22 protein-coding genes are annotated in these 24,631 nt (G+C 75.5%); 9 read left to right on the top strand and 13 right to left on the bottom strand.

Annotated features, from left to right (window positions below; genetic code table 11):
• Positions 1–150: 150 nt before the first annotated feature.
• A complete protein-coding gene (locus AC07VC_RS12120) occupies positions 151–1,464 on the top strand; it encodes a UDP-glucose dehydrogenase family protein (RefSeq protein WP_494675692.1) in 1,314 nt (437 codons plus the stop codon).
• Positions 1,465–1,550: 86 nt separating this feature from the next.
• On the opposite strand, the gene AC07VC_RS12115 is transcribed toward AC07VC_RS12120, so the two are convergent.
• The 6 genes from AC07VC_RS12115 to AC07VC_RS12090 form a co-directional block, all read right to left on the bottom strand.
• A complete protein-coding gene (locus tag AC07VC_RS12115) occupies positions 1,551–2,096 on the bottom strand; it encodes a DUF4190 domain-containing protein (RefSeq protein WP_494675691.1) in 546 nt (181 codons plus the stop codon).
• Between the two features lie 11 nt (positions 2,097–2,107).
• On the bottom strand, positions 2,108–3,400 hold the full coding sequence (locus tag AC07VC_RS12110) for a DNA polymerase IV (RefSeq protein ID WP_494675690.1): 1,293 nt from the start codon (positions 3,398–3,400) through the stop codon (positions 2,108–2,110).
• A gap of 65 nt (positions 3,401–3,465) precedes the next feature.
• On the bottom strand, positions 3,466–4,461 hold the full coding sequence (locus AC07VC_RS12105) for an oxygenase MpaB family protein (RefSeq protein ID WP_317229797.1): 996 nt from the start codon (positions 4,459–4,461) through the stop codon (positions 3,466–3,468).
• Between the two features lie 117 nt (positions 4,462–4,578).
• Positions 4,579–5,112, bottom strand: a complete 534-nt coding sequence (locus tag AC07VC_RS12100; protein WP_494675689.1) for a DUF1697 domain-containing protein — start codon at positions 5,110–5,112, stop codon at positions 4,579–4,581.
• A gap of 146 nt (positions 5,113–5,258) precedes the next feature.
• Positions 5,259–6,011, bottom strand: a complete 753-nt coding sequence (locus AC07VC_RS12095; RefSeq protein ID WP_494675688.1) for an FAD-binding oxidoreductase — start codon at positions 6,009–6,011, stop codon at positions 5,259–5,261.
• Positions 5,978–6,592 (bottom strand): sulfite oxidase-like oxidoreductase, encoded by a 615-nt coding sequence (locus tag AC07VC_RS12090; RefSeq protein WP_494675687.1) that lies wholly within the window; start codon positions 6,590–6,592, stop codon positions 5,978–5,980. Before AC07VC_RS12090 ends, AC07VC_RS12095 begins: the two co-directional genes overlap by 34 nt.
• Positions 6,593–6,725: 133 nt before the next feature.
• Here AC07VC_RS12090 and AC07VC_RS12085 point away from each other — a divergent pair, with 133 nt between their 5' ends.
• Positions 6,726–7,232, top strand: a complete 507-nt coding sequence (locus AC07VC_RS12085; RefSeq protein ID WP_494675686.1) for a metallophosphoesterase family protein — start codon at positions 6,726–6,728, stop codon at positions 7,230–7,232.
• Between the two features lie 3 nt (positions 7,233–7,235).
• Here AC07VC_RS12085 and AC07VC_RS12080 read toward each other — a convergent pair whose 3' ends face one another.
• Positions 7,236–8,495: a M20/M25/M40 family metallo-hydrolase gene (locus tag AC07VC_RS12080; protein ID WP_494675685.1), complete on the bottom strand. Its 1,260-nt coding sequence runs from the start codon at positions 8,493–8,495 to the stop codon at positions 7,236–7,238.
• Positions 8,492–8,869 carry a hypothetical protein gene (locus AC07VC_RS12075; RefSeq protein ID WP_494675684.1) on the bottom strand — a complete coding sequence of 126 codons (378 nt, stop codon included), beginning with the start codon at positions 8,867–8,869 and terminating at the stop codon, positions 8,492–8,494. Before AC07VC_RS12075 ends, AC07VC_RS12080 begins: the two co-directional genes overlap by 4 nt.
• Before the next feature lie 143 nt (positions 8,870–9,012).
• Between AC07VC_RS12075 and AC07VC_RS12070 the strand changes: the two genes are divergently transcribed.
• From AC07VC_RS12070 to AC07VC_RS12045, 6 genes are all read left to right on the top strand, one after another.
• Positions 9,013–9,942: an oxidoreductase gene (locus tag AC07VC_RS12070; protein ID WP_494675683.1), complete on the top strand. Its 930-nt coding sequence runs from the start codon at positions 9,013–9,015 to the stop codon at positions 9,940–9,942.
• Positions 9,943–10,006: 64 nt separating this feature from the next.
• Positions 10,007–11,695 carry a long-chain-fatty-acid--CoA ligase gene (locus tag AC07VC_RS12065; RefSeq protein ID WP_494675682.1) on the top strand — a complete coding sequence of 563 codons (1,689 nt, stop codon included), beginning with the start codon at positions 10,007–10,009 and terminating at the stop codon, positions 11,693–11,695.
• A gap of 97 nt (positions 11,696–11,792) precedes the next feature.
• A complete protein-coding gene (locus tag AC07VC_RS12060) occupies positions 11,793–12,791 on the top strand; it encodes an SDR family oxidoreductase (RefSeq protein WP_494675681.1) in 999 nt (332 codons plus the stop codon).
• A gap of 9 nt (positions 12,792–12,800) precedes the next feature.
• Complete coding sequence (locus AC07VC_RS12055; protein ID WP_494675680.1) at positions 12,801–14,249, top strand: phytoene desaturase family protein; 1,449 nt, start codon at positions 12,801–12,803, stop codon at positions 14,247–14,249.
• A gap of 56 nt (positions 14,250–14,305) precedes the next feature.
• Positions 14,306–14,752, top strand: coding sequence for an SRPBCC family protein (locus tag AC07VC_RS12050; RefSeq protein ID WP_494675679.1), 447 nt, complete (start codon positions 14,306–14,308; stop codon positions 14,750–14,752).
• Between the two features lie 64 nt (positions 14,753–14,816).
• Positions 14,817–16,505, top strand: coding sequence for a long-chain-fatty-acid--CoA ligase (locus AC07VC_RS12045; protein ID WP_494675678.1), 1,689 nt, complete (start codon positions 14,817–14,819; stop codon positions 16,503–16,505).
• On the opposite strand, the gene AC07VC_RS12040 is transcribed toward AC07VC_RS12045, so the two are convergent.
• Positions 16,502–17,200, bottom strand: coding sequence for a hypothetical protein (locus tag AC07VC_RS12040; RefSeq protein ID WP_494675677.1), 699 nt, complete (start codon positions 17,198–17,200; stop codon positions 16,502–16,504). The genes AC07VC_RS12045 and AC07VC_RS12040 overlap by 4 nt on opposite strands.
• Positions 17,201–17,309: 109 nt before the next feature.
• Positions 17,310–18,023 carry a DedA family protein gene (locus AC07VC_RS12035; protein WP_494675676.1) on the bottom strand — a complete coding sequence of 238 codons (714 nt, stop codon included), beginning with the start codon at positions 18,021–18,023 and terminating at the stop codon, positions 17,310–17,312.
• Between the two features lie 122 nt (positions 18,024–18,145).
• On the opposite strand from AC07VC_RS12035, the gene AC07VC_RS12030 reads away from it, so the two are divergent.
• Positions 18,146–19,819: a hypothetical protein gene (locus AC07VC_RS12030; protein ID WP_494675675.1), complete on the top strand. Its 1,674-nt coding sequence runs from the start codon at positions 18,146–18,148 to the stop codon at positions 19,817–19,819.
• 123 nt (positions 19,820–19,942) lie between these two features.
• Here the strand turns inward: AC07VC_RS12030 and AC07VC_RS12025 are convergent, their stop codons facing one another.
• The 3 genes from AC07VC_RS12025 to gatA are packed head-to-tail and all read right to left on the bottom strand — an operon-like array spanning position 19,943 to position 24,626.
• Positions 19,943–21,580 (bottom strand): ABC-F family ATP-binding cassette domain-containing protein, encoded by a 1,638-nt coding sequence (locus tag AC07VC_RS12025; RefSeq protein WP_494675674.1) that lies wholly within the window; start codon positions 21,578–21,580, stop codon positions 19,943–19,945.
• On the bottom strand, positions 21,577–23,079 hold the full coding sequence (gene gatB, locus AC07VC_RS12020; protein ID WP_494675673.1) for an Asp-tRNA(Asn)/Glu-tRNA(Gln) amidotransferase subunit GatB: 1,503 nt from the start codon (positions 23,077–23,079) through the stop codon (positions 21,577–21,579). Before gatB ends, AC07VC_RS12025 begins: the two co-directional genes overlap by 4 nt.
• A complete protein-coding gene (gatA, locus tag AC07VC_RS12015; protein ID WP_494675672.1) occupies positions 23,079–24,626 on the bottom strand; it encodes an Asp-tRNA(Asn)/Glu-tRNA(Gln) amidotransferase subunit GatA in 1,548 nt (515 codons plus the stop codon). Before gatA ends, gatB begins: the two co-directional genes overlap by 1 nt.
• Positions 24,627–24,631: the final 5 nt, after the last annotated feature.

Below are 24,631 nucleotides of genomic sequence, written 5' to 3'. Positions count from 1 at the left end.
GCGCCACCTCCCCGCCGCCGGACGCGTCGGCGCGCGCCCGGACGACCTCTCCCTGCATGCTAGGTTCGAGCTGGCCGGGGCTGGGGGGCACGCCGACGTTGTTCCCGCGCGTCGGTACGCGGCATCCCCCTTCGACGAAATGGACTTCCCGTGCGCATATCTGTCATCGGCTGCGGCTACCTCGGAGCCGTCCACGCGGCGAGCATGAGCCGCCTGGGCCACGAGGTCGTCGCGGTCGACGTGGACGCCGCCAAGGTCGCCGCGCTCCAGTCCGGCGTCGCGCCGTTCTTCGAGCCCGGGCTGCCGGAGCTGCTCACCGAGCAGCTCGCCACGGGCCGGCTCCTCTTCACGACCGACATCGCCGAGGCCGCCGGCGCACGCGTGCACTTCGTCGCCGTCGGGACGCCCCAGCGACGCGGGGAGAACGCGGCCGACCTCACGTACGTCGACGCGGCGATCGACGCGCTGGTACCCCACCTCGCCGAGGGCGACGTCATCGCGGGCAAGTCCACCGTGCCCGTCGGCACCGCGCGCCGTCTGGCCGAGCGCGTGCAGGAGAGCGTGCCCGGCGCGATCCTCATGTGGAACCCCGAGTTCCTGCGCGAGGGCTTCGCCATCGAGGACACGCTCACCCCCGACCGCTTCGTCTACGGCCTCCCCGCGGGCGAGACCGGCGAGACCGCCCGCGCGGCGCTCGACGAGGTCTACGCGACGGCGCTCGGCACCGGCACCGCGCGGGTCACGACCGACTACGAGACGGCGGAGCTGGTGAAGGTGTCCGCCAACGCGTTCCTCGCCACGAAGATCTCCTTCATCAACGCCATGGCCGAGGTCTGCGAGGCCACCGGCGCCGACGTGACGCAGCTCGCGGACGCGATCGGCTACGACGACCGCATCGGACGCCGCTTCCTCAACGCCGGCATCGGATTCGGCGGCGGCTGCCTCCCGAAGGACATCCGGGCTTTCATGGCCCGCGCGGGCGAGCTCGGCGCCGACCAGGCGCTGACGTTCCTGCGCGAGGTGGACTCCATCAACATGCGCCGCCGGGTGCGCGCCGTCGACGTCGCCCGCGAGGTCTGCGGCGGATCCCTGCTCGGCCGCAACGTGGCCGTGCTCGGCCTCGCCTTCAAGCCCGAGTCGGACGACGTGCGCGACTCGCCGGCGCTCAGCATTTCCGCGCAGCTCCAGCTGCAGGGCGCCCGCGTGCTCGCGACGGACCCCTACGCGAACGAGAACTCACGCCGCCGGTTCCCGGAGCTCACCTACGTCGACACGTGGCAGGAGGCGGCACGCGACGCCGACGTCGTCATGCTGCTCACCGAGTGGAAGCAGTACCGCGCCATCGACCCGGCGGAGCTCAAGGCCATCGTGTCGACGCCGGTCATCGTCGACGGCCGCAACTGCCTCGACCCGATCGCGTGGCGCGCGGCGGGCTGGCGCTACCGGGGCATGGGCCGGCCCTAGCGCCCCGCACTCCGGGCAATGCCGCCGGACGGCGTCCGGGGTCACGCCGCAGATGCGGCCTCGCGAGGGACGTCCGGCCGCGGACGTCAGCCGCCGGACGTCGCCGCGGCGCCGAAGACCGCGGCGCCGGCGGCCAGCAGGAAGACGAGCACGACCACGGGGATCAGCAGCAGGATGCCGTTGAGGATCAGGCCCGCGACCGCGAACCCGCGTCCGGCCGGCTCCCGTCGGATGCCCACGATGCCGAGGACGAGGCCCACGATGGGGCAGAGGAACGTCCAGAAGAAGACGACCGAGACCAGGCCGATGACCATCGACGCGACGCTGAGGCCCTTCGGCGGCGCGGCCGCGTAGACCGGCTGGCCCCAGGCCGCGTACGCGGGGGCGGGAGGCACCGGTGCCGGCGCCAGGCCGTACGGCGCGGGTGCCGAGCCGTCCGGCGTGGGTGCCGAACCGGACGGCGCGGGTGCCGCCGCCGAGCCGTCCGGCGCGGGTGCCGGTCGCGCGGCCGGGGGCTGAGGCCCCGGCGCAGGCGCGGGCACGTCCGGCAGCGCCGTCTCGGGCTCGACGTGCCCCGTGCCCGGGGCGGATGCGGATCGGTCGTCGGGAACGGGAGCGGCGGGATCGGTCATCGTGGTCCTCGTCAGTCGGGCGGGTGTCCCGGGAGGGTACCGCGGGCGGCCGCCTCGGTGCGAGGATCCGACACCGTCGCGCCCCTCGACCCGGGACGGCGGAGCAGCGACGCCGGCCCGATGGCCCCGCGGCCGAAGCGCTGGGCGGCCTGGTCGACCGTGCGCTCGGCCTCGCGCCAGCCCTCGTCGACGTCCCACAGCGCCACGGGGCGGCTGTCGGCGTCGTCGAGCTGCTCGGCGCGCACCCCCACGAGGCGGACCCTGTCCCCCGGCCGGGCGACCTGCTCGTACACGTCGCGGATCTCGTCGTAGATGCGCCGGGCCACGTCCGTGGGCTCGGACAGCGTGCGCGAGCGCGTGATGGTGCGGAAGTCGGAGTACCGGAGCTTGAGCGAGACGGTGCGCGCGGTGAGGCCGGCCCTCCGCAGTCGCTCGGCGACGCGCGTGGCCTGCCCGAGGAGCTCCCGCCGGACGATCTCCGGGTCGGTCACGTCGTCGTGGAACGTGTTTTCGTGGCCCATGCTCTTCTCCTCGCGGTGCGTGCTCACGCGGCGGGGGTCGCGGCCCCAGGAGAGGTCGTGCAGACGGGCGCCGGCGGACTCGCCGAGCATCGACTGCAGGGCGGGCAGGGGCGTGTCGGCGATGTCCGCGACGGTGCGGAGACCCCGCCGCACGAGCGCCTCCTCCGTCGTCCTCCCGACGCCCCAGAGCGCGCCGACGGGCAGCGCGTGGAGGAACGGCAGCGTCTCTGCCGCGGGGACGACCAGCAGCCCGTCGGGCTTGCAGCGCGTGCTCGCGAGCTTGGCGACGAACTTGGTGGACGCCGCGCCGACGGAGCAGGTGAGGCCCGTCTCCGCGTGCACGCGGCGTCGGATCATCGCGCCGATCTCGGCGGGCGGGCCGAACAGCCCCCGGGCGCCCGCGACGTCGAGGAACGCCTCGTCGATGCTGAGCGGCTCGACGAGCGGCGTGACGTCGCGGAAGATGCCCATGACGACCTTCGACCAGTGCGCGTACTTCTCCATGTGCCCGCCGATGACGGTCGCCTGGGGGCAGAGCCGGAGCGCCTGCGCCATGGGCATGGCGGACCGGACGCCGAACCGCCGGGCCTCGTACGTGGCGCTCGTGACCACGCCGCGACCGGAGGACCCGCCGACGATGACGGGCGTGCCCCGCAGCTCGGGGCGGTCGAGCAGCTCGACGGCCGCGAAGAAGGCGTCCATGTCGACGTGCAGGACGGTGGCCTCGGAGTCGTCCGCGCTCGCGTCGGACGTGCGCCGGGTCGATCCGTCCTGCCTGCTCATGTCGTGTCCACGCTAGCCGTGCCCGCCGACATCCGACGCCGCGGGCCTCGCGGAGCGCGGGCCGCTCAGGCCGCGGGCCGCTCCCGGTGGCCCGCGTCGTCGCCCCGACCCGGATGCGGGTCGGCGGGGGCCGAGCCGGAGGTCGCGGGCTCGTCGGCGAGCCGCGCGATGCGCTTCAGGGCGGCCTCGTGGCTGGTGGACTGCTCCCCCATGACCCGCCCGGCGACGCCGAGCATCACGCGGGTCGAGGCGAGGGCCGGCAGCGGGAAGGGGCCGAACGACGCCCGGTCGAGGCCGAGGAGCTCCCGGTAGCGCGGTTCCAGCGACGCCACGGCGCCGGCGAAGAGGACCCGGTAGGCCGGGAGCATCGAGGCGCGCAGCGGCGGCTCGCGGAGGAACGAGATCGTCTCCCGGGTGCGCTCGTCGGCACGGAGGAGGCCCTGGTCGTGGAAGGCGTCGATCTGCGCGTGCAGCTCCGCGTGGGAGCGCGGCGGCGCCTCGACGCCCATCAGCTCGCCGGCCTTCGCCCACTCGGCGACGTACCGGTCGGGACCGCCGGGGATCGGGGGCCCCCACTGGAGGTGCGTGCTGAGGAAGGCGTCGGTGAAGACGATGTGGACCCAGGACAGGAGGTCGGGGTCGTTGGCGCTGTAGGGGCGCTCGACGCCGCGCCCGTCGACGAAGGTGCCCTGCACCTTGCGGTGGTACCCGCGGACGCGGCGGCTGACGTCGACCGCCGTGTCGCGGTCGCCGAACGAGGTGGTCACCACCCAGCGGACCGTGCCGGCGAGCCGGCCGAGCGGGTCCTCGCGGTATCGCGACCAGTCGTGCACGCCCGCCATGGCGCCGGGGTGGAGCGTCTGCATGAGGAGGGCGCGGATCCCGGCGACGAGCGACGGCATGCCGCCGTGCACGGCCCAGACGGCGGACCCGGGGCCGAACCAGCCCTCGTCCTCGCCCTGCTCCAGGTCCTGGATCCACTGGGGCCGGCCCTCGGAGTCCGCGGAGAACGTCTCCAGGATGTGGGACTTCCAGCGCTCCGCGAATCTGCTCACGTCCACGAACCTATCCCTAGGTCCGCGCCGTGAGGGGGCCACCGCGCCCGCGATGCCCGCGGGGGCCATGACGGCTCTCTGGACGCCACCCCCGTGCGGGGGGCGCGGTCCCGGACGGGGCCGTCACGCATCGAGGAGCGCCACCAGCGCGGCCACCGTGCGGGCGTTCCGCGCCGTGACGGAAACGCCCAGCCCCCGCCAGAAGGACGCGGGAACCCGCGACCGGGAGACGCCGTCGGGGTGCCACGAGTAGACGGCGTCCGGCGCGACCTCGACGAGGTCGGGGGCGATCTCGGCGGCGGGCGGCGCGGGCGGCGACGGCCGCTGCGGCCGGTCGAGGAACGACACGATGAGCCGGGAGGGATCGTCCGCGATCCCCGCGAACGGGATGCCCGCGGCGATCCGCCGGAAGTCGTCGGCGGCGACCAGGTGCACGTCGGCGGTGACGCCGGTGGCGAGCCGCACGGCGTCCTCGATCGCGACCGCCGCCCCCCGTCCGGGAGGCCGGTCGTGGTCCACCACCGCGTTGCCGCTGCGCAGGTGCGTCCGGACGCCCCGGTAGCCGAGGCCCTCGAGGGCCACCGTCAGGGCCGCCATGGGCACCTGCTTCGCCCGCCCGACGTTGATCCCGCGCAGCAGCACGACCGTCCGCTCCACGTGCCACCCGCTCCCCGCGGCTCCGTCGCCGTCCGCACCAGTGTGCCCCGCGCGGGCCGCGAGCGGTACGGCCGGGGCTCCGGCGGACGGGCCGCCCACGTCCGCGCCGCCCTCCGCCGGGCGGGACGGTCGTGCGCGCGGGGGCCTCACTCCCCCGAGGGGCCGAACTGCTCGATGCGGATCGCGTGCCGGTCGACGCCCGCGTCGAGGAGGAGCCGCGTCGCGCCGCCGGAGAACGCCGTGGACCCGCAGACGAAGGCGACGCCGGCCCCCTCGGCGAGGCCGGCGACCTCCTCCGCCCGGAGGCGGCCGAAGCCGCGCGGTCCCCGGCGCTCGCGGGTCGTGGCGACGAGCGCGCCCGCGGCCTCGAGCTCCTCGAGGCACGGCACGTCCGCCGCGGTGCGCGCCGACACGGCCGCGCGGACGAGGCCGGGGACGCCGAGGTGCCGGGCGTGGCGGATCATCGACACGAGCGGCACGGCGCCCGTGCCGCCGCCGAGGGCGACCGCGGGGGTCGCGCCGTCCCAGACGAGGAAGCCGCCGATGGGCAGGCGCATCTCGATCTCGTCGCCGACGCGCGCGACGTCGGCGAAGAAGCCGCTGACCTCGCCGTCCTCGTAGCGCTCCATCAGCAGCTCGACGCCCGGCTCGTGCGGCGCGGACAGGAGGGAGTACGAGCGCTGCGCGGTGTACCCGTCCTCGGCGCGCAGCCGGAGCACGCAGTGCTGGCCGGGGAGGTGCGGGATCCGGTCGGGCACGTCGAAGCGGAGGAGCACGGTCGCGGGGGTCGGGTGCTCGAGCGCCGTGATGGTCGCGGTGCGCCACTCGCCGCCCACCGAGGCGGGCACGGCGGGGGCGACGGCGCTCAGCGGTCCCCCTGGTACCGCTGCTCGCGCCACGGGTCGCCCCGGTCGTGGTAGCCGTTGCGCTCCCAGAAGCCCTGCTGGTCGCGGTCGAGGAGCGTGAGTCGGGCGATCCACTTGGCGCTCTTCCAGAAATAGAGGTGCGGCACGAGGAGCCGCGCGGGCCCGCCGTGGTCGGGGGTGAGCGGCCGGCCGTCGGCCTCCCACGCGATCCACGCCCGGCCGCCGCGGACGTCCTCGAGCGGCAGGTTCGTCGTGTAGCCCGAGTGGGAGGTCGCGAGGACGAAGCGCGCCTCCGGGAGCGGGCCCGCCGCGTCGAGGAGCGTGTCGACGCTGACGCCCGCGAAGCGCGTGTCGAGGCGGCTCCACGTGGTCACGCAGTGGATGTCGCCCGCGTACTCGGACCGGGGCAGGGCGTGCGCCTCGTCCCAGTCCCACGCCGTCGGGCGCTCGACGAGGCCGTCGACGGCGATGGACCAGCGGGACTCCGGCAGGTTCGGCACCGCCTCGGCCGTGAGGACGGGCCAGCCGCCCTGGGTGTCGTACTGGCCGGGAGGGAGGCGGTCGGCCGGTCCCCTCCGCGGGCGGCCGACGAAGCCGCGGGTGATGCCGGTCATGGGCGCCTCCTCGAGGGGCGATGGGCGTACGGGTCGTGGACCATCATGGCGCGCGGATCGGGAGGCGCGGGGCTGCGACGCCGGCGGATCCGCGGGGCCCGCCCGCGCGGCCGGCCGTCGGTAGCGTGGAGGGGTGACCACCTCGCTCGTGCTGCTCAGCGACACCCACCTGCCGAAGCGCGCCAAGGACCTGCCGCGCGCGCTCTGGCGGGCGATCGACGCCGCCGACGTGGTCGTCCACGCGGGCGACTGGGTGGACGAGGCGGCGCTCGACGCGCTCGAGGCGCGGGCGGCGCGCCTGGTCGCCTGCTGGGGCAACAACGACCCCGCCGGCCTGCGGGCGCGGCTGCCGGAGACGGCCCGGGTGCGGATCGAGGGCGTCCGCATCGCGGTGACGCACGAGACGGGTGCGTCCTCGGGACGGGAGCGGCGCATGGACGCGGCGTTCCCCGACGCCGACGTGCTCGTCTTCGGCCACAGCCACATCCCGTGGGACACCGTGACGCCCGCGGGGCTCCGGCTGCTGAACCCCGGATCGCCCACCGACCGACGCCGTCAGCCCGACTTCACGTGGATGACCGGGACGGCGGCGGACGGCCGGCTGGACGTGGAGCTGCACCGGTCCGCGACCCGCGACTGATCTCTAGTCGGCGGTAACCGCGCGCCCGGTCCCGGCGGCTCCGTCGCCGACGCTCCCGCAGAAGTCGAGGATCGCGCCCTCGAGCACGTCGGCGAGCCGCCGGACGGAGTCGACCTCGGCCCACTCCTCGTCCGCGTGCGCGCCGCCGCCCGTGACCCCGAGGAGGATGCACGGGATCCCCGCCTCCTGCACGAGCCCCGCGTCGGTCCAGAACGGCTCGCCGCGATGCGGCACCGGGGCGCCCGTGACGCGGGCGCCGCTGTCGAGCACCGCCCGGGCGAGGGGGCCGTCGACGTCCGCCTCGAAGGCCGCGCGCGCCACGAGCACGACGAGCTCCGCGGCGACCTCCGGCGTGCGGGCGACCACGGCGTCGAGCGCGGCGCGCAGCTCGGCCTCGACCTCGGCCGTCGACTGGCCCGGCAGGAACCGCCGCTCGACGGTGAGGACGCACGCGTCGGCGACCGTCGCCGCGTCGGAGCCGCCGTGGATCCGCGACACGCGCACCGCGCCCGTGCCGAGCAGCGGATGGCGGGGACCGGCGGCGAGGCGGTCGGCGAGCGCGTCGAGCTCCCGGAGGACGAGGCCGGCGTGCGCGATCGCGTCGACGCCCTGCTCGGGCATGGACCCGTGGGCGGCGCGCCCGCGCAGCCGGACCTCGTACCAGCCGAAGCCGCGGTGCGCGACGATCGCCTCCGACTGGCTGGGCTCGGAGATGACGGCGCCGTCGACGAGCGTGCCCTCCGCGGCGAGCGCGCGGAGCGCCTCCTCCGTGCCGATGCTGGCGAACTCCTCGTCGGCGACGAGCGCGAGCACGACGTCGCCGCGGGTGCCGACGCGCCGGGCGCGGTCGGCGGCCACCATCATCGCGGCGAGCCCCGCCTTCATGTCGAAGGCGCCGCGGCCGAGGAGCCGCCCGTCCTCGACCACGGGCGCCAGACCGCCGCGGGCCGGGTCCCCGGGAGGGACGGTGTCGAGGTGCCCGTCGAGGAGGATGGTCCGGCCGCCGCCCGTGCCGCGCGCCGTCGCGAGGACGGTGGGCCGGCCCGGGGTGCCCTCGAGCACGCGCACCCGGAAGCCGCGGGCGCGCAGCCACGCGGCGGCGTGCGCGGACACCGCGGACTCGCCCGCGGCACCCGCCACCAGGTCGGGGTTGGTCGAGTCGATGCGGATGAGCTCGGCAGCGAGGTCGACGGGGTCGACCTCCCCGGGGAGCGCGAGGGCGTCCCGCCCGTCGGGCCGGGGTGCCTCCGCCGCCTGGCTCACGACCGAGGAGGGAGGTCGTCCGCGGGACGCGCGGGAGCGCCGGCGCCCATGTCGTATGCGTCGTCCATGTCGTCCAGGAGGCGCAGGGCGCTCTGCGGGACGACCACCCGGCGTGCCGGGGCGTCGCCGTCCGCGTCCTCCGCGCCGAGCTCCACGATCCACGACCGGCCCCGGGCGGTCGGCACCGGGCTGACGCTGCGGAGCCCGTCCGAGGCGGTCGCGACCACCAGTCCGACCGGCTCGCCGTCGAGGCCGGGGTCCCCCGTCGCGGACGCGCCGTCCACGATGACCACCACGGCGCCGACGCCGATCGCGTGCGAGCCGGCCGCGCCGCCCTCGTCGTCGGATCCGTCCCGGCCGCGTCTCATCCACATGCCCCGATCCTCGCATCGGGCGTCCCCCGTCGGCGCCCGGCGCGCGGCGACGGCGCCGCACGGGGCGCCGTCGCGACCGGCCGCACGGGCGACGCCCGGCCGCGGCGGCTAGCGTGGGGATCCCACCCCCAGGAGGAGTCCGCGTGCCCCGTCCCACCGACATCATCATCAGCCCGCTCGACGGGAAGCGCGCCGTCGTCACCGGCGGCAACAGCGGCCTCGGCCTCGAGACCGCCCGCCGGCTGGCCGCGGCCGGCGCGTCCGTCGTCCTCACCTCGCGCGACCCGGAGCGCGGCGAGGAGGCGGCCGGGACCATCCGGGACCGCCACCCCGGCGTCCACGTCGAGGTCGGCTCGCTCGACCTCGCCGACCTCGCCTCCGTCCGCGCCTTCGCGGACCTCGAGCGGGAGCGCGGGCCGATCGACGTGCTCGTCGACAACGCGGGCGTGATGGCGCCGCCGGACCGCCGCGAGACGGCGGACGGCTTCGAGATCCAGCTCGGCACCAACCACCTCGGCCACTTCGCTCTCACCGGGCTGCTGCTCCCGGCGCTGCGTGCCGCGGAGGAGCCGCGCGTGGTCGTCGTCTCGAGCCTCGCGCACTGGATGGGCCGCATCGCGTTCGGCGACCTGCAGTCGGAGCGGCGCTACAGCCCGTGGGCCGCGTACGGCCAGGCCAAGCTCGCGAACCTCCTGTTCATGCGCCGCCTCCAGGCGCTGTCCGACGAGCGCGGGTGGGGCCTCACCGCCGCGGCCGCCCACCCGGGCGTCACCTCCACGAACCTCGCGAAGAACGGACCGGGATCCGGCCCGAAGGGCGCCATGAGCGACCTCGCCGCCCGCTTCGGCCCGGCCGCGCAGGGCCAGGACGTCCGCGTGGGCGCCCTCCCGCAGATCCAGGCCGCGACGGGCCTCGGCGTCCACCCCGGCGACTACTACGGCCCCGCGGGCGCCGGCGGCATGAGCGGCATGCCGCACCTGGCCGCGTCGAGCCCCTGGTCGAAGGACATGGATCTCGCGCGCCGCCTCTGGGACGCGTCCGAGCAGCTGACCGGGGTCGTCTACCCGGCCTAGCCCGCGACCGATGCACGGCCGATGCGCCCGGGTTCCGCCCGGGCGCATTCCCTATGGTGGGGACATGAGCATCGACGCCGACCGGCCCTGGGTACGCAGCTACGCGGACGGGGTGTCGGCGGACATCCCGCCGGTCATCGGATCCCTCGTCGACATGGTCGAGCGGTCCATCCAGCGGCACGCGAAGGCCGTCGCGCTCGAGTTCTTCGGCCGCGAGACGACGTACCGCGAGATGGGCGACCAGATCAGCCGCGCGGCCGAGGGGCTGCGCCGGCTCGGGGTGCGCAAGGGCGACCGCGTGGCGCTCGTGCTGCCCAACTGCCCGCAGCACATCGTCGCGTTCTACGCGGTGCTGCGGCTCGGCGCCATCGTCGTCGAGCACAACCCGCTGTACACGCCCCGGGAGCTCCGCCACCAGTTCGAGGACCACGGCGCCCGCGTGGTCATCGCGTGGAACACCGTCGTCGGGACGATCCAGGACATGCCGCGGGACGTGCCCGTCGACACGATCGTCTCGGTGGACCTGCCGGCCGCGATGCCGCTCGCGACCCGCCTGAAGCTCCGCCTCCCCGTGCCGGCCGCACGCCGCGCCCGCGCCGCGATCACGACGCCCGTCTCCGGCACCACGACCTGGGAGGAGCTCGTCGGCCACCGGCGCATCGCCGCGTCCCGGCCGCGTCCGGAGCTCGACGACGTCGCGATCCTGCAGTACACGAGCGGCACGACCGCGAGTCCCAAGGGCGCGGTCCTCACCCACCGCAACCTGCACGCGAACGCCATGCAGGGCCGTGCCTGGGTCCCCGGCCTCGCGGACGGCGGCGAGACGGTCTACGGCGTGCTGCCGATGTTCCACGCCTACGGCCTCACGCTCTGCCTCACGTTCGCCATGAGCATCGGCGCGCGCCTCGTGCTCTTCCCCAGGTTCGACGTGGACCTCGTGCTCGCCGCCGCCCGCAAGCACCCGCCGACGTTCCTGCCCGCCGTCCCGCCCATCTACGAGCGCCTGGCCCGCGGGGCGATGGAGAGGCGCGTCGACCTGTCGGGCGTCCGCTTCGCCATCTCCGGCGCGATGAACCTGCCCGTCTCCACCGTCGAGCTGTGGGAGGGCCTGACGGGCGGATACCTCGTGGAGGGCTACGGCCTCACCGAGACCTCGCCGGTCGCGCTCGGCAACCCGATCGGCCCGTCGCGGCGGCCCGGGACCGTGGGCGTGCCGTTCCCGAGCACCGAGGTGCGCGTCGTCGATCCCGAGGACCCGACCGTGGACCGGGCACCCGGCGAGGAGGGCGAGCTGCTCATCCGCGGTCCGCAGGTATTCCAGGGCTACTGGCGTCGACCGGACGAGACGCGCGCGGCGCTCCTGGAGGGCGGCTGGTTCCGCACGGGCGACATCGTGCGCGTCGACGCGGACGGCTTCACGACCATCGTCGACCGGATGAAGGAGCTCATCATCACGGGCGGCTTCAACGTCTCCCCCAGCGAGGTCGAGGACGTCGTGCGCGGCGCCCCCGGCGTGCAGGGCGCCGCGGTCGTCGGACTCCCGTCGTCCGACGGCGGCGAGGACGTGACGGCCGCCGTCGTGCTCGAGCCCGGGGCGACCCTCGACGAGGCCGCCATCCGCGCCCACTGCCGCGCGCACCTGACCGCCTACAAGGTCCCCCGCCGGGTCGTGCGGGTCGAGGCCCTCCCCACGTCGCTCATCGGGAAGGTGCTCCGCCGCCAGGTGCGCGAGGACCTGCAGCGCGAAGGCTGACCGCCGCCTGGCAGCACGCTCCCCGGTGCGGGCCGGACCGGCCGGCGGCCCTACGGTGGAGGTGCACCGTTCGTGCACCAATGATCTGAGGAGCACCATGACCCGAGGCATCGCCGTCGTCACCGGAGGATCGGCCGGTCTCGGCCGCGCGACCGTGCGCGAGCTCGCGGACCGCGGCTGGGACGTCGCCGTGCTCGCCCGTGGCGAGGACGGCCTCGCGGGCGCCGTGGCCGACATCGAGTCCCGCGGGCGCCGCGGTCTCGGCATCCCGACCGACGTCGCCGACCGCCTGGCCGTGGAGGCCGCCGCCGACCGCGTCGAGGCCGAGCTCGGCCCCATCGACCTGTGGGTCAACGACGCCATGGTCGGCGTCTTCGGCGAGTTCCTCAGCACGGACCCGGCCGACTTCGAGCGCGCCACCGCGGTCAACTACTTCGGCTTCGTCAACGGCACGCGCGCGGCGCTGTCCCGCATGGTGCCGCGCGACCGCGGGCACGTGATCCAGGTCGGCTCCGCCCTCGCCCACCGCGGGATCCCGCTGCAGGCCGCGTACTGCGCCGCCAAGCACGCCGTCCAGGGCTTCACCGAGTCGGTCACGACGGAGCTCATCCACAACCGCAGCGCCGTCCGGATCTCCACCGTCGACATGCCCGCGCTCAACACCATCCAGTTCAACTGGGTCAAGTCGCAGCTCCCGCACCACCCGCAGCCCGTGCCGCCCATCTTCGAGCCCGAGGTGGGCGCGCAGGCCATCGCCGCGGTCGCCGACAGGCCCAAGCGCCGCAACTGGGTGGGCGAGCCCACGGTCAAGACCGTCCTCGGCAACCGCTTCGTCGCGAACTGGCTCGACGGCTACCTCGCGAAGGTCGGCTACTCGGGCCAGCAGGCGTCCGACAAGACCCAGCCCATGCTGCCGACGAACCTGTACTCGCCCACCCCGGGCGACCACGGCGCCCGGGGCATCTTCAGCGACCGGGCCCGCACCATGAGCCCCCAGATCTGGCTCGTCCGCAACCGGGCCGCGGCCGTCGCGCTCGGTGCCGGGGCTGCGCTCTCCGGCGTCGTCGCCGGGGCCGTCGCGCTCCGACGCCGCTAGCCTCGGACCATGGGTGACATCGACGCGATCGTGGTCGGCTCCGGACCGAACGGGCTGGCCGCGGCCGTGACGATGGCGCGGGCGGGGCTCCGCGTCCAGGTGCACGAGCGGGCCGCGACGATCGGCGGCGGCAGCCGCACCGCGGAGCTCACGCTCCCGGGCTTCCACCACGACATCTGCTCCGCGGTGCACCCCATGGCGCTCGCCTCGGGCTTCTTCCGGGCCTTCCAGCTGCACCGCCGCATCGACCTCGTCGTACCGGAGATCTCCTACGCGCACCCCCTCGACGGCGGACGGTCGGGCGTCGCCTACCGCGACCTCGACCGCACGGTGGACGCGCTCGGCGTGGACGGCCGTGCCTGGCGCCGGCTGATGGGCCCGCTCGCGGCGGAGGCCGACCGGGTCGCGCAGTTCACCAACGGCCCGCTCCTGCAGGTGCCCCGGCACCCGCCCACCGCGATCCGCCTCGGGCTCCGCGCGCTCGAGCAGGGCTCGCCGCTCTGGGACGCGCGCTTCCGTGGCGACGTCGCGCCCGCGATGTTCACGGGGGTGGCCGCGCACGCGATCCAGACCATGCCGAGCATCTCCACCGCCGCCGCCGCGCTCGCCCTCGGCACGTACGCGCACGCGCGCGGCTGGCCCGTGCCCGTCGGCGGCAGCCAGGCCATCGTCGACGCCATGGTCGACGACCTGCGCGCCCACGGCGGCGAGGTCGTCACCGGATCCGAGGTCTCCTCGCTCGACGCGCTGCCGCCCGCCCGCGCGGTGCTGCTCGACACGAGCGCCCGGGCCCTCGCGCGCATCGCGGGCGACCGGCTGCCCGCGCGCTACCTCCGGGCCATCCGCCGGTTCCGGTACGGGAACGCGGCCTCCAAGGTCGACTTCGCCCTGTCCGGGCCCGTGCCGTGGACGGACCCCGAGCTCCGAGGCGCCGGCACCCTGCACGTGGGCGGCACCCGCGCCGAGATCCAGGCCGCCGAGCGGGACGTCGCCGCGGGACGGCACAGCGACGACCCGTACGTCCTGGTCGCGCAGCCCTCCGTCGTCGACCCCGGTCGCGCGCCCGCGGGGCAGCACGTGCTGTGGGCGTACACGCACGTGCCCGCGGGATCGACGGTCGACCAGACCGAGGCCATCACGCGGCAGATCGAGCGGTTCGCGCCCGGCTTCCGGGACCTGATCCTCGCGTCCTCGAGCATCGACGCCGTGGGCATGGAGGAGCACGACCCCAACTACATCGGCGGCGACATCGCGGCCGGCGCCGCGACCGTGTGGCAGCTGCTCGCGCGCCCGGTGCTCTCGCCGGATCCGTGGCGGACGCCCGCCGCCGGCGTCTACCTCGCCTCGAGCTCCACCACCCCCGGTCCCGGCGTGCACGGGATGGCCGGGTACCAGGCGGCCCGCAGCGCGCTCCGGCACGAGTTCGGCATGGACCGCGGGCCCGATCTCGGGCTGTAGCCGCGCGTCCCACCTTCGGATTACCGCAGCCTGAGCGTCCGCGGCAGACTGGGGGCATGTCCGTCACCCGTCGCCGCATGCGCTGCTCCCCGTCCGACGTCGTCGAGGTCCTCTCCGACGGCTGGCTGTTCCCCGCGTGGGTGGTCGGTGCGTCCCGCATGCGCGCCGTGGACGACGCGTGGCCGGCATCGGGCTCGCGGCTGCACCACTCCTTCGGCTCGTGGCCCGTGCTCATCGACGACGCCACCACCATGCTGGAGTGGGACCCGCCCCGGCGCATGGTCATGCAGCCGAAGGGCTGGCCGCTCGGCGAGGCGCGCGTGACGGTCGAGGTGCGGACGCTCGCGGACGGCTGCGAGGTGCGCATGACCGAGCGCGCGGTGCGCGGTCCGGGGCGGTTCGTGCCCGCACCGCTCATGGACCTGCTGCTGCACGCCCGGAACGTCGAGACGCTCCGCCGCCTGGCCTACCTCGCCGAGGGCCGGCACGCCGGGCGGTGCTGATCCGCCCCCGCCCGTCGCCCCCGCGACACCGGCCGGCGCCCGCCCGCGACCTAGAGTGGGAGGGGTGACCATCCCCACCGACCGGCCCTGGTTGGCCAGCTACGCGCCCGACGTCCCGCACGAGATCGACCTCCCGCAGGGCTCGCTCGTCGACATCGTCGACCAGTCCGTGCTGCGCTTCCCCGACGGGACGGCGCTCGACTTCCTCGGCGCGGAGACCAGCTACCGGGAGCTCGGCGCGCTCATCGCGCGCGCGGCCCGGGGCCTGCACGACCTGGGCGTGCGCGCCGGCGACCCGGTGGCGATCGTCCTCCCGAACTGCCCGCAGCACGTGGTGGCCTTCTACGCGGTCCTCCGCCTCGGCGCGGTCGTCGTGGAGCACAACCCGCTCTACACGCCCCGCGAGCTCCAGCACCAGTTCGAGGACCACGGCGCCCGCACCGTGATCGCGTGGGACAGGTCGGTGGCCACCATCCAGGCCCTGCCCGACGCCGTGCGCCCCGAGCGCATCGTGTCCGTCGACGTCACGCGCGCCATGCCGTTCCGCACGCGCGTGCTGCTCCGGCTGCCGGTGCCGAGGGCCCGCGCGGCGCGCGCGGCCATCGCCGCGGAGGTCACCGGGACCACGCGCTGGGAGGGCATCACGGCCTCGGAGCCGCTCGCCGCCGACCACCCGCGGCCGTCGGCGGAGGACCTGGCGGTGATCCAGTACACGAGCGGCACGACGGGAGCGCCGAAGGGCGCCGAGCTCACGCACCGGAACCTGAGCGCCAACGCCGCCCAGTCGCGGGCCTGGGTGCCCACCATCCCCCGCGGCACGAGCGTCGTCTACGCCGTGCTGCCCATGTTCCACGCGTACGGGCTGACGCTGTGCCTCACGTTCGCGATGAGCATGGGATCCCGCCTGGTGCTCTTCCCCCGGTTCGAGCCCGACCTCGTCCTGCAGGCGATCCGCCGCCACCCGCCGACCTTCCTGCCGGCCGTGCCGCCCATCTACGCGCGCCTCCGGGAGGCCGCCGCGGCGGACGGCGTGTCCCTGGCCGGCATCTCCATCTCGATCTCCGGGGCGATGGCGCTGCCGGAGTCCGTCGTGGTGCCGTGGGAGGAGCAGACCGGCGGGTGGCTCGTCGAGGGCTACGGCCTGTCCGAGTGCTCCCCCGTGCTCATGGCCAACCCCGTGGGCGACACGCGGCGCGCCGGGACGGTCGGGCTCCCCCTGCCGAACACGGAGGTGCGCGTCGTGGATCCCGAGGACCCGTCCGCGGACCGGCCGGCGGGCGAGCCCGGCGAGCTCCTCGTGCGCGGGCCCCAGGTGTTCCGCGGGTACCACGGCCGACCCGAGGAGACCGCCGCGGTGCTGCTCGAGGGCGGCTGGTTCCGCACGGGCGACGTGGTGACCATCGACGCCGACGGCTTCGTCCGCATCGCCGACCGCATCAAGGAGCTGATCATCACCGGCGGCTTCAACGTGTCGCCCTCCGAGGTGGAGGACGCGGTGCGCGAGCTCGACGGCGTCCGCGACGCGGCCGTCGTGGGCATCCCGCGCGACGGCGGGGACGAGGAGGTCGTCGCCGCGGTCGTGCTCGAGGACGGCGCGACCCTCGACGAGGCGGCCGCGCGCGCCGCGCTCCGCGAGCGCCTGACGGCCTACAAGGTGCCGCGCAGGATCGTGGTGCTCGACGAGCTGCCCACCTCGCTGCTCGGCAAGGTGCTACGGCGGAAGGTGCGCGAGGGGATCGTGGCGGGCGGCTAGAGGAAGTCGCCGCCGCCGAAGCCGCCGCCGAGGTCCGCGCCGCCGAAGTCGCCGCTCCCGAAGTCGCCGCTCCCGAAGTCGCCGCTGCCGAAGTCGCCGCTCCCGAACTCGCCGCTGCCGGGGTCGCCGCTCCCGGGGTCGCTGCTGCCCGCATCGCCCGCACCGGCATCGTCGGCCCCCGCCTCGCCACCGTCCGCTCCCGCGTCCGCGCTGGCCTGGTCCTGTCCGACGCCGTCGGGGATGAGGGCCTGGGCGATCGCCGACCCGACCACGACGCCCGCGATGGTGCCGAGCATGGATCCGGCGATCATGCCGCCCATGCCCATGCCGCCGCCCGCTCCCGCGAGGCCGCCGCGCGGTCCGAGCGTCCGCTCCAGGGTGCCGGGGGCGCGCATCTCGGACCGCGTGGCCGACCGGGCCAGGGACTCCGGGCGGTCGTCGACGGGGGCGTCGCCCTCGGTCGCGTCGGCGCTGAGCTGGCGGAAGAGGATCTCGCGCTGCTCCGGGCTCAGCTTCTGGAAGGCCTCGACGTGCACCTCCTCGATGCGCTCGGGCGGCGCGGTGCGGAGCAGGTAGCGGTAGCGCTCGACGGCCACCTCGTCGGGGCTGCGCTCGGGAGCGCTGCGGGCGGAGGCCCGCGCGCGCTGGTCGTCGGGCCGCTCGTCGCGGCCCAGGAGCCTGTCCAGGAATCCCATCGTCATGCCTCTCGCCGGGGCCGGATCGGCGCGTCTCGCCGACCGCGTCGGCCGTCGCCACCGTAATCCGCCCACCGGGGAGACCCGTGGGAGCCGGATGGGGGCCGGGTCAGCGCGCCGCGCCGCGCCGCTGTCCGCGACGGCGGACGGCCCGCCCGACGAGCAGGAGCAGGAGGATCCCCAGCACCGCGTACACCGCGTAGTCGAGGTACTGCGCGTACTGGTCGATGAGCTCGTACTGGCTCCCGAGCGCGGCCCCGAGGCCGATGAGGGCTCCGTTCCAGAGCCCGCTGCCGGCGATCGTGTAGAAGCTGAAGGTGCCGAGGTGCATGCCGGCGGCACCCGCCGGCAGCGAGATGAGGCTGCGGACGCCCGGCACGAGCCGGCCGAAGAACACCGCCGAGCGGCCGTGCCGGTGGAACCACGCGGCCGCGACCTCGAAGTCGTGGCGCTCGACGAGCGGCAGCCGGGCGAGCACGCGGATCGTGCGCTCCTCCCCGGCCTTCCGCCCGAGCCAGTACAGCAGGAGGGCGCCCAGGTAGGCCCCGAGCGTGCTGGCCACGATCACGAGCACCAGGTTCATGCGGCCGGTCGCCGCGACGAAGCCCGCGAGCGGCAGCACCACCTCGCTGGGGATGGGCGGGAACACCGTCTCGATGAAGGTCATGGCGCCGACGCCGACCTCGCCGAGCGCCTCGATCACGCGCGCGGCGGTGCCCACGAGCCCGTCGAGGCCCTCCAGGGGGTCCTTCCCCGCGGCGGCGGGGTGGAGGCCCGCGATGGCGGTCGTCGGCAGGGTGGTCGGCGGCAGGAGGGCGGTCACCCGTCCACGGTACCGGGCCGTCCCCTGGGAGGACGCGGGCGCGGCGCCGGCCGGATGGTGCGCGGACGCGACATCCCGCGGCACCGCGGACGCCCCGGGCGGCCGTCGCGTAGCGTGGCCGGGTGCAATCCCCGACCCGCCTCCCCCGTCCGCTCCGCACCCCCCTCTCGCTCCTCGCCGCCGTCGGCCTCGTCGCCGGGCTCGGCGCGTGCACCGCCCAGGACGCCGCCCCCGAGGTGCTGCGGCCCGTCACCGCGGCCCCGGACGCGCCGCTCACGGTCGTCGGCGAGGCCGACGGCTCGGCCGCGTCCGTCGCGATGAGCGGCAGCCTGTTCCGCTCCGCGCCCGTGACCGTGCTCGTGCCCGCGGACGACGCCGCCGCGCAGGAGCTCGGGGCCGAGGCCGCCGTCGCGCTCGGGGCGCCGCTGATCGTGCAGGGCGCGGGGGCCGTGCCGGAGATCGAGCGGCTCGGGTCCTCCGGCGTGCTCGCGGTCGGCGAGCTGCCGGACGACGCGGCCTCCGCCCTCCCCGGATCGACGACCGTGGTCCGCGCCGACCACGCCGAGGACGTCGCGCGCGTCACGGGGGCGGCGGTCGCGGACGCCGCGGAGGAATCCGACGCCGACCCGGCGGCCGCCGTCGCGCGGGTCGCGGCCCTGCCGGCTCCCGACGCGGGAGCGCCGACCGGCGCGACGGCCGGGACCGCCTCCCCGACGGGATCCGACGGCGCCGCCCTGCCGCCCACCGCGCCCGCCGCGGGCCTCGGCGGGGTGCACGCGCTCGCCACCGACGCGGCCGCCTCCCTCGCCGCGGTGGCCACGGCGCGCGCCGCGGGCGTCGGCGTGACCGTCGTCCCCGAGTCCGCCCCGGACCCCCGCTCCTCCGCCGACGCGGTGACCGCCCTGCATGACGCGGGCGCCACGAGCACCATCGCCGTCGGCGCGGCCTACGCCGACGATCCCGCGCTGGAGGGACGGATCCGCACCGCCTCCACGGGCGACCAGCTGCCGGGCGGCGGCCAGCTCGTCCTCCCCGGCAAGCGCTACGTCGCCCTCTACGGCGCGGCCGGCACCGGCGCCCTGGGGGTGCTGGGCGAGCAGGGACCCGCCGACGCGGTGGCCCGCGCGAAGGCGCAGGCGGCCGAGTACCAGCCGTTCTCCGACGAGCCCGTCATCCCGATGTTCGAGCTCATCGCCACGGTCGCCGCGGGCGCCGCCGGGGACGACGGCGACTACTCGTCCGAGGTGCCCGTCGAGACGCTCCAGCCCTGGATCGACGCCGCCCGCGACGCCGGGGTGTACGTGGTCGTCGACCTCCAGCCGGGCCGCACCGACTTCCTCACGCAGGCGAAGCGGTACGAGTCCGTCCTCGCGCAGCCGGGCGTGGGCCTCGCGCTCGACCCGGAATGGCGCCTGGGGCCCGACCAGGTGCCGCTGAAGCAGATCGGCAGCGTGTCCGCGGCCGAGGTGGACGCCACCGCGGACTGGCTGGCCGGCCTGGTGCGCGACCGCGGCCTGCCGCAGAAGATGCTCGTCCTGCACCAGTTCCGGCTCGCGATGATCCAGGACCGCTCGACCCTCGACCTGTCGCACCCGGAGCTCGCGATGCTCGTGCACGCCGACGGCCAGGGCGGTCAGCCCGACAAGCAGGCCACCTGGCGGACGCTGCACGCCGACGCCCCCGCCGGCCTCGCGTGGGGCTGGAAGAACTTCATCGACGAGGACACGCCCATGCTGACCCCCGAGCAGACGATGCGCGACGTCTCCCCCGTGCCGGACCTCGTCACCTACCAGTAGGCGGGGTCCGGGCGCGGCGGGAGGGCCCGGCGCGCCCGTCGATCCCCCGTGCGACGCCGGCCGCCGCGTGCGGAGGGCGATCAGGACCCCGTGTCCGCCCCGGCCTCCTCGTGCCGGTCGCGGTCAGGACTCCGTGACGACGCCCGCCTCCACGTGCCAGTGGCGGTCGAGGCGCACGGCGTCGAGCATCCTCCGGTCGTGGGTGACGAGCAGGAGCGTGCCGTCGTAGGAGTCGAGCGCCTGCTCGAGCTGCTCGATGGCCGGCAGGTCGAGGTGGTTGGTCGGCTCGTCGAGGACCAGCAGGTTGACCCCGCGGGCCTGCAGCAGGGCGAGACCCGCGCGGGTCCGCTCTCCCGGGGACAGGCCGTCCACCGGGCGCGTGACGTGGTCGGCGCGGAGCCCGAACTTGGCGAGGAGCGTGCGCACCTCCGCGGGCGCCATGTCGGGCACCTGCTCGGCGAACGAGTCCGCGAGCGGCAGGTCGGCACGGAGCGACGCGCGGGCCTGGTCGATCTCCCCCACCTCGACGCTCCGGCCCGGCGACGCCTCGCCGGCGTCGGGGGCGACGCGGCCGAGGAGCAGGCCGAGGAGCGTGGACTTGCCGGCCCCGTTCGGCCCGGTGATGCCGATCCGGTCGCCGCCGTCGACCTGCAGCGACACGGGTCCCAGGGTGAAGGAGCCGCGGGTGACCGCCGCCTCGCGGAGGGTCGCGACGACCGCGCTCGAGCGGGGGGCCCGGCCGATGGTGAACGCGAGCTCCCACTCCTTGCGGGGCTCCTCGACCTCCTCGAGGCGCGCGATGCGGCTCTCCATCTGGCGGACCTTCTGGCCCTGCTTCTCGCTCGACTCGGCGGACGCCTTCCGGCGGATCTTGTCGTTGTCGGGCGCCTTGCGCATGGCGTTCCGGACGCCCTGCGACGACCACTCCCGCTGCGTGCGGGCCCGGGCGACCAGGTCCGCCTTCGTGTCCGCGAACTGCTCGTACGCCTCGCGCGCGTGGCGGCGGGCGACCTGGCGCTCCTCGAGGAACGCGTCGTAGCCGCCGTCGTAGACGCGCACGCTGTCCTGCGCGAGGTCGAGCTCGACGACCGTGGTGACGCAGCGGGCGAGGAACTCGCGGTCGTGCGAGACGAGCACGACGCCGCCGCGGAGGCCCCGCACGAAGGACTCGAGGCGCGCGAGGCCGTCGAGGTCGAGGTCGTTGGTGGGCTCGTCGAGGAGCACGACGTCGAAGCGGCTGAGGAGCAGCGCGGCGAGGGCGACGCGGGCGGCCTGGCCGCCGGAGAGCCCGGTCACGGGCAGCGCCGGGTCGAGGTCGAGCCCCAGCTCCGCGAGGGTCACCGGGAGGCGCTCGTCGAGGTCGGCGGCGCCGCTCGCCATCCACCGGTCGAGCGCCGTGCCGTACGCGTCGTCGGCGCCGGGCAGGCCCTCCCCGAGAGCGACGGCGGTGCGGTCGAGCTCCGCGGTGGCCTCGGCGCAGCCCGTGCGGCGCGCGACGTACCCCGCGACGGTCTCGCCCGGGAGCCGTTCGTGCTCCTGCGGCAGCCACCCGATGAACGCGTCGGCGGGCGACAGCAGCACGCGGCCGTCCTGCGGTGCGTCGAGCCCCGCGAGGAGGCGCAGGAGGGTGCTCTTGCCGGCGCCGTTCGCGCCGACGAGGCCGACGACGTCGCCGGGCGCGACCGTGAGGTCGAGCCCGGAGAACAGCGTCCGGTGCCCGTGGCCCCCGGAGAGGCCACGGGCGACGAGGGTGGCGGTCACGAGGCCTGCGCACGCTCCAGCACGAGCTCGCGGACGCGGGCCGCGTCCGCCTGACCGCGCATGGCCTTCATCACGGCGCCGATGACCGCGCCGGCGGCCTGCACCTTGCCGTCGCGTATCTTCGCGAGGACGTCGGGCTGCGCCGTCAGCGCCGCGTCGATCGCCTCGATCAGCGGGCCGTCGTCGGAGACGACCGCGAGACCGCGGGCGTCCACGACCTCCTGCGCCGTGCCCTCGCCGTCGATGACGCCCTCGACGACGTCGCGGGCGAGCCGGTTCGTGAGCGTGCCGGCCTCGACCAGCTCGATCACCGACGCGACCTGCTCGGGCGTGATGAGGGTGGCGGCGTCGACCCCCCGCGCGTTGGCGATGCGGGCGATCTCGCCCGTCCACCACTTGCGCGCGGCCTGGGGCGCTGCGCCCGCCTCGACCGTGCCCACGAGCTCGGTGAGGAGGCCGGAGTTCACGACGTCCTGGAACTCGAGGTCCGTGAAGCCCCACTCGCCCTTCAGGCGGCGGCGGCGGATCGCGGGCGACTCGGGCAGCGCGGCGCGCAGCTCCTCGATCAGCTCGGGGCTCGGCTGCACGGGCAGCAGGTCGGGCTCCGGGAAGTAGCGGTAGTCGTCGGCGTCGCTCTTGGGGCGGCCGGCCGACGTGCGCCCGGTGTCCTCGTGCCAGTGCCGGGTCTCCTGCGTGATGGTGCCGCCCGCGGCGAGGATGGCCGCCTGCCGCTGGATCTCGTAGCGGATGGCCCGCTCCACCGAGCGCAGCGAGTTGACGTTCTTGGTCTCCGTGCGGGTGCCGAGCTTCCCGGACCCCCGCGGGCTCAGCGAGATGTTGGCGTCGCAGCGGAGGTTGCCGCGCTCCATCTTCGCGTCGGAGATGCCGAGGGCCACGACGATGTCGCGGATCGTCGAGACGTACGCCTTCGCGAGCTCGGGCGCCTCGCCCTCGGCGCCGTAGATGATGTCGGTGACGATCTCCACGAGCGGCACGCCCGCGCGGTTGTAGTCGACCAGCGAGTGGTCGGCGCCCTGGATGCGGCCCGTCGCCCCGCCCACGTGCGTGAGCTTGCCGGCGTCCTCCTCCATGTGCGCGCGCTCGATGGGCACGGTCACGATGCGCCCGTCGGGCATCTCCACGTCGACCTGCCCGCGGAACGCGATGGGCTCGTCGAACTGGCTGATCTGGTAGTTCTTCGCGAGGTCCGGGTAGAAGTAGTTCTTCCGGGCGAAGCGCGAGCTCGGCGCGATCTCGCAGCCGAGCGCGAGCCCCAGGCTGATCGAGTGGCGCACGGCCTGCTCGTTGACCACGGGCAGCGAGCCCGGCAGCCCGAGGTCCACCGGCGTGATGTTGGTGTTGGGCTCCCCGCCGAAGAAGTTCGGCGCGTCGGAGAACATCTTCGTGCGCGTGTTCAGCTCCACGTGCACCTCGAACCCGAGCACGGGCTCGAACATCTCGATGGCCTTCTCGTAGTCCATCAGCTCGGCCTTGGCCATCAGTGCGTGTCTCCGTCCGTGGTGCGGGTCGCGGCGCGCGCGAGCTCGGGTGCCTGGGCGAGCAGCGGCCCGCCCCACTGCCGCTCGAGGATCTGCTCGAGGGCGGCGCCGACCGTGTAGAGGCGCGCGTCCTCGCGGGCGGGCGCCATGAACTGGATCCCGACGGGCAGCCCGTCCTCGGGCGCGAGCCCGATGGGGAGGCCGATGCCGGGGACGCCCGCGAGGTTCGCGGGGATCGTCGTGAGGTCGTTGAGGTACATCGCCAGCGGGTCGTCGAGCTTCTCCCCCAGCTTGAAAGCCGTGGTCGGCGCGGACGGCGTGACGAGCACGTCGACCTGCTGGAACGCGGCGTCGAAGTCGCGCTGGATGAGCGTGCGGACCTTCTGCGCGCTGCCGTAGTAGGCGTCGTAGTAGCCGGCGCTCAGCGCGTACGTGCCGAGGATGATGCGGCGCTTGACCTCGGGGCCGAAGCCCGCCTCGCGGGTCGCGGCCATGACGTCCTCCACCGTGCCGCCGCCGGGCGGGTTGACGCGGAGGCCGAAGCGCACCGAGTCGTACTTCGCCAGGTTGCTGGAGGCCTCGGCCGGGAGGATGAGGTAGTAGGCGGCGATGGCGTGCTCGAAGTTCGGGGCGGAGACCTCGACGATCTCGGCGCCGGCCTGCTCCAGGAGCGCGAGCGCCTCGCGGAAGCGCTGCGTGACGCCGGCCTGGAAGCCCTCGCCGTCGAGCTGCTTCACGACGCCGATGCGGAGGCCCTTCACGGAGCCGTCCCGCTGGCCCGCGCGCGCCGCCTCGGCGAACGAGGGCCAGGCGTCGGTGAGGGACGTGGAGTCGCGGGGGTCGTGCCCGCCGATGACGTCGTGCACGAGCGCCGAGTCGAGCACCGTGCGGGAGACGGGGCCGACCTGGTCGAGGCTCGACGCGAGCGCGATGGCGCCGTACCGGCTGACGCCGCCGTACGTGGGCTTGACGCCGACGGAGCCGGTGACGGCCGCGGGCTGGCGGATGGAGCCGCCCGTGTCGGAGCCGAGCGCGACGGGCGCCTCGAACGCGGCGACCGCGGCCGCGGATCCGCCGCCCGAGCCGCCGGGGATGCGGTCCAGGTCCCACGGGTTGTGCGTGGGCCCGAAGGCGGAGTGCTCGGTCGAGGAGCCCATCGCGAACTCGTCCATGTTGGTCTTCCCGAGCGGGACGAGACCCGCGGCGCGGAGGCGCTGGACGACGGTGGCGTCGTAGGGCGGGGTCCAGCCCTCGAGCATGCGCGAGCCCGCGGTGGACGGCATGTCGAGGGTGCAGAGGACGTCCTTGATGGCGATGGGGACGCCCGCGAGCGGGCCGAGCGGGGCGCCGTCGGCGCGCTGGGCGTCGATCTCGGCGGCGCGCCCGAGCGCCGCCTCCCCGGAGACGTGCAGGAAAGCGCGGACGTCGCCGTCCACGTGGTCGATGCGGTCGAGGTGCGCGCGCACGGCGTCCACGCTCGACACGTCGCCCGCGGCGAGCCGGTCGGCGAGGGCGGAGGCGCTGAGGCGCGTGAGGTCGTCGGTCATGGTGC

Source organism: Clavibacter sp. GW821-FHT01D01 (assembly GCF_059422605.1).
Note: the sequence above shows the minus strand (reverse complement) of the source record. Positions and strands in the feature narration are given on the sequence as shown.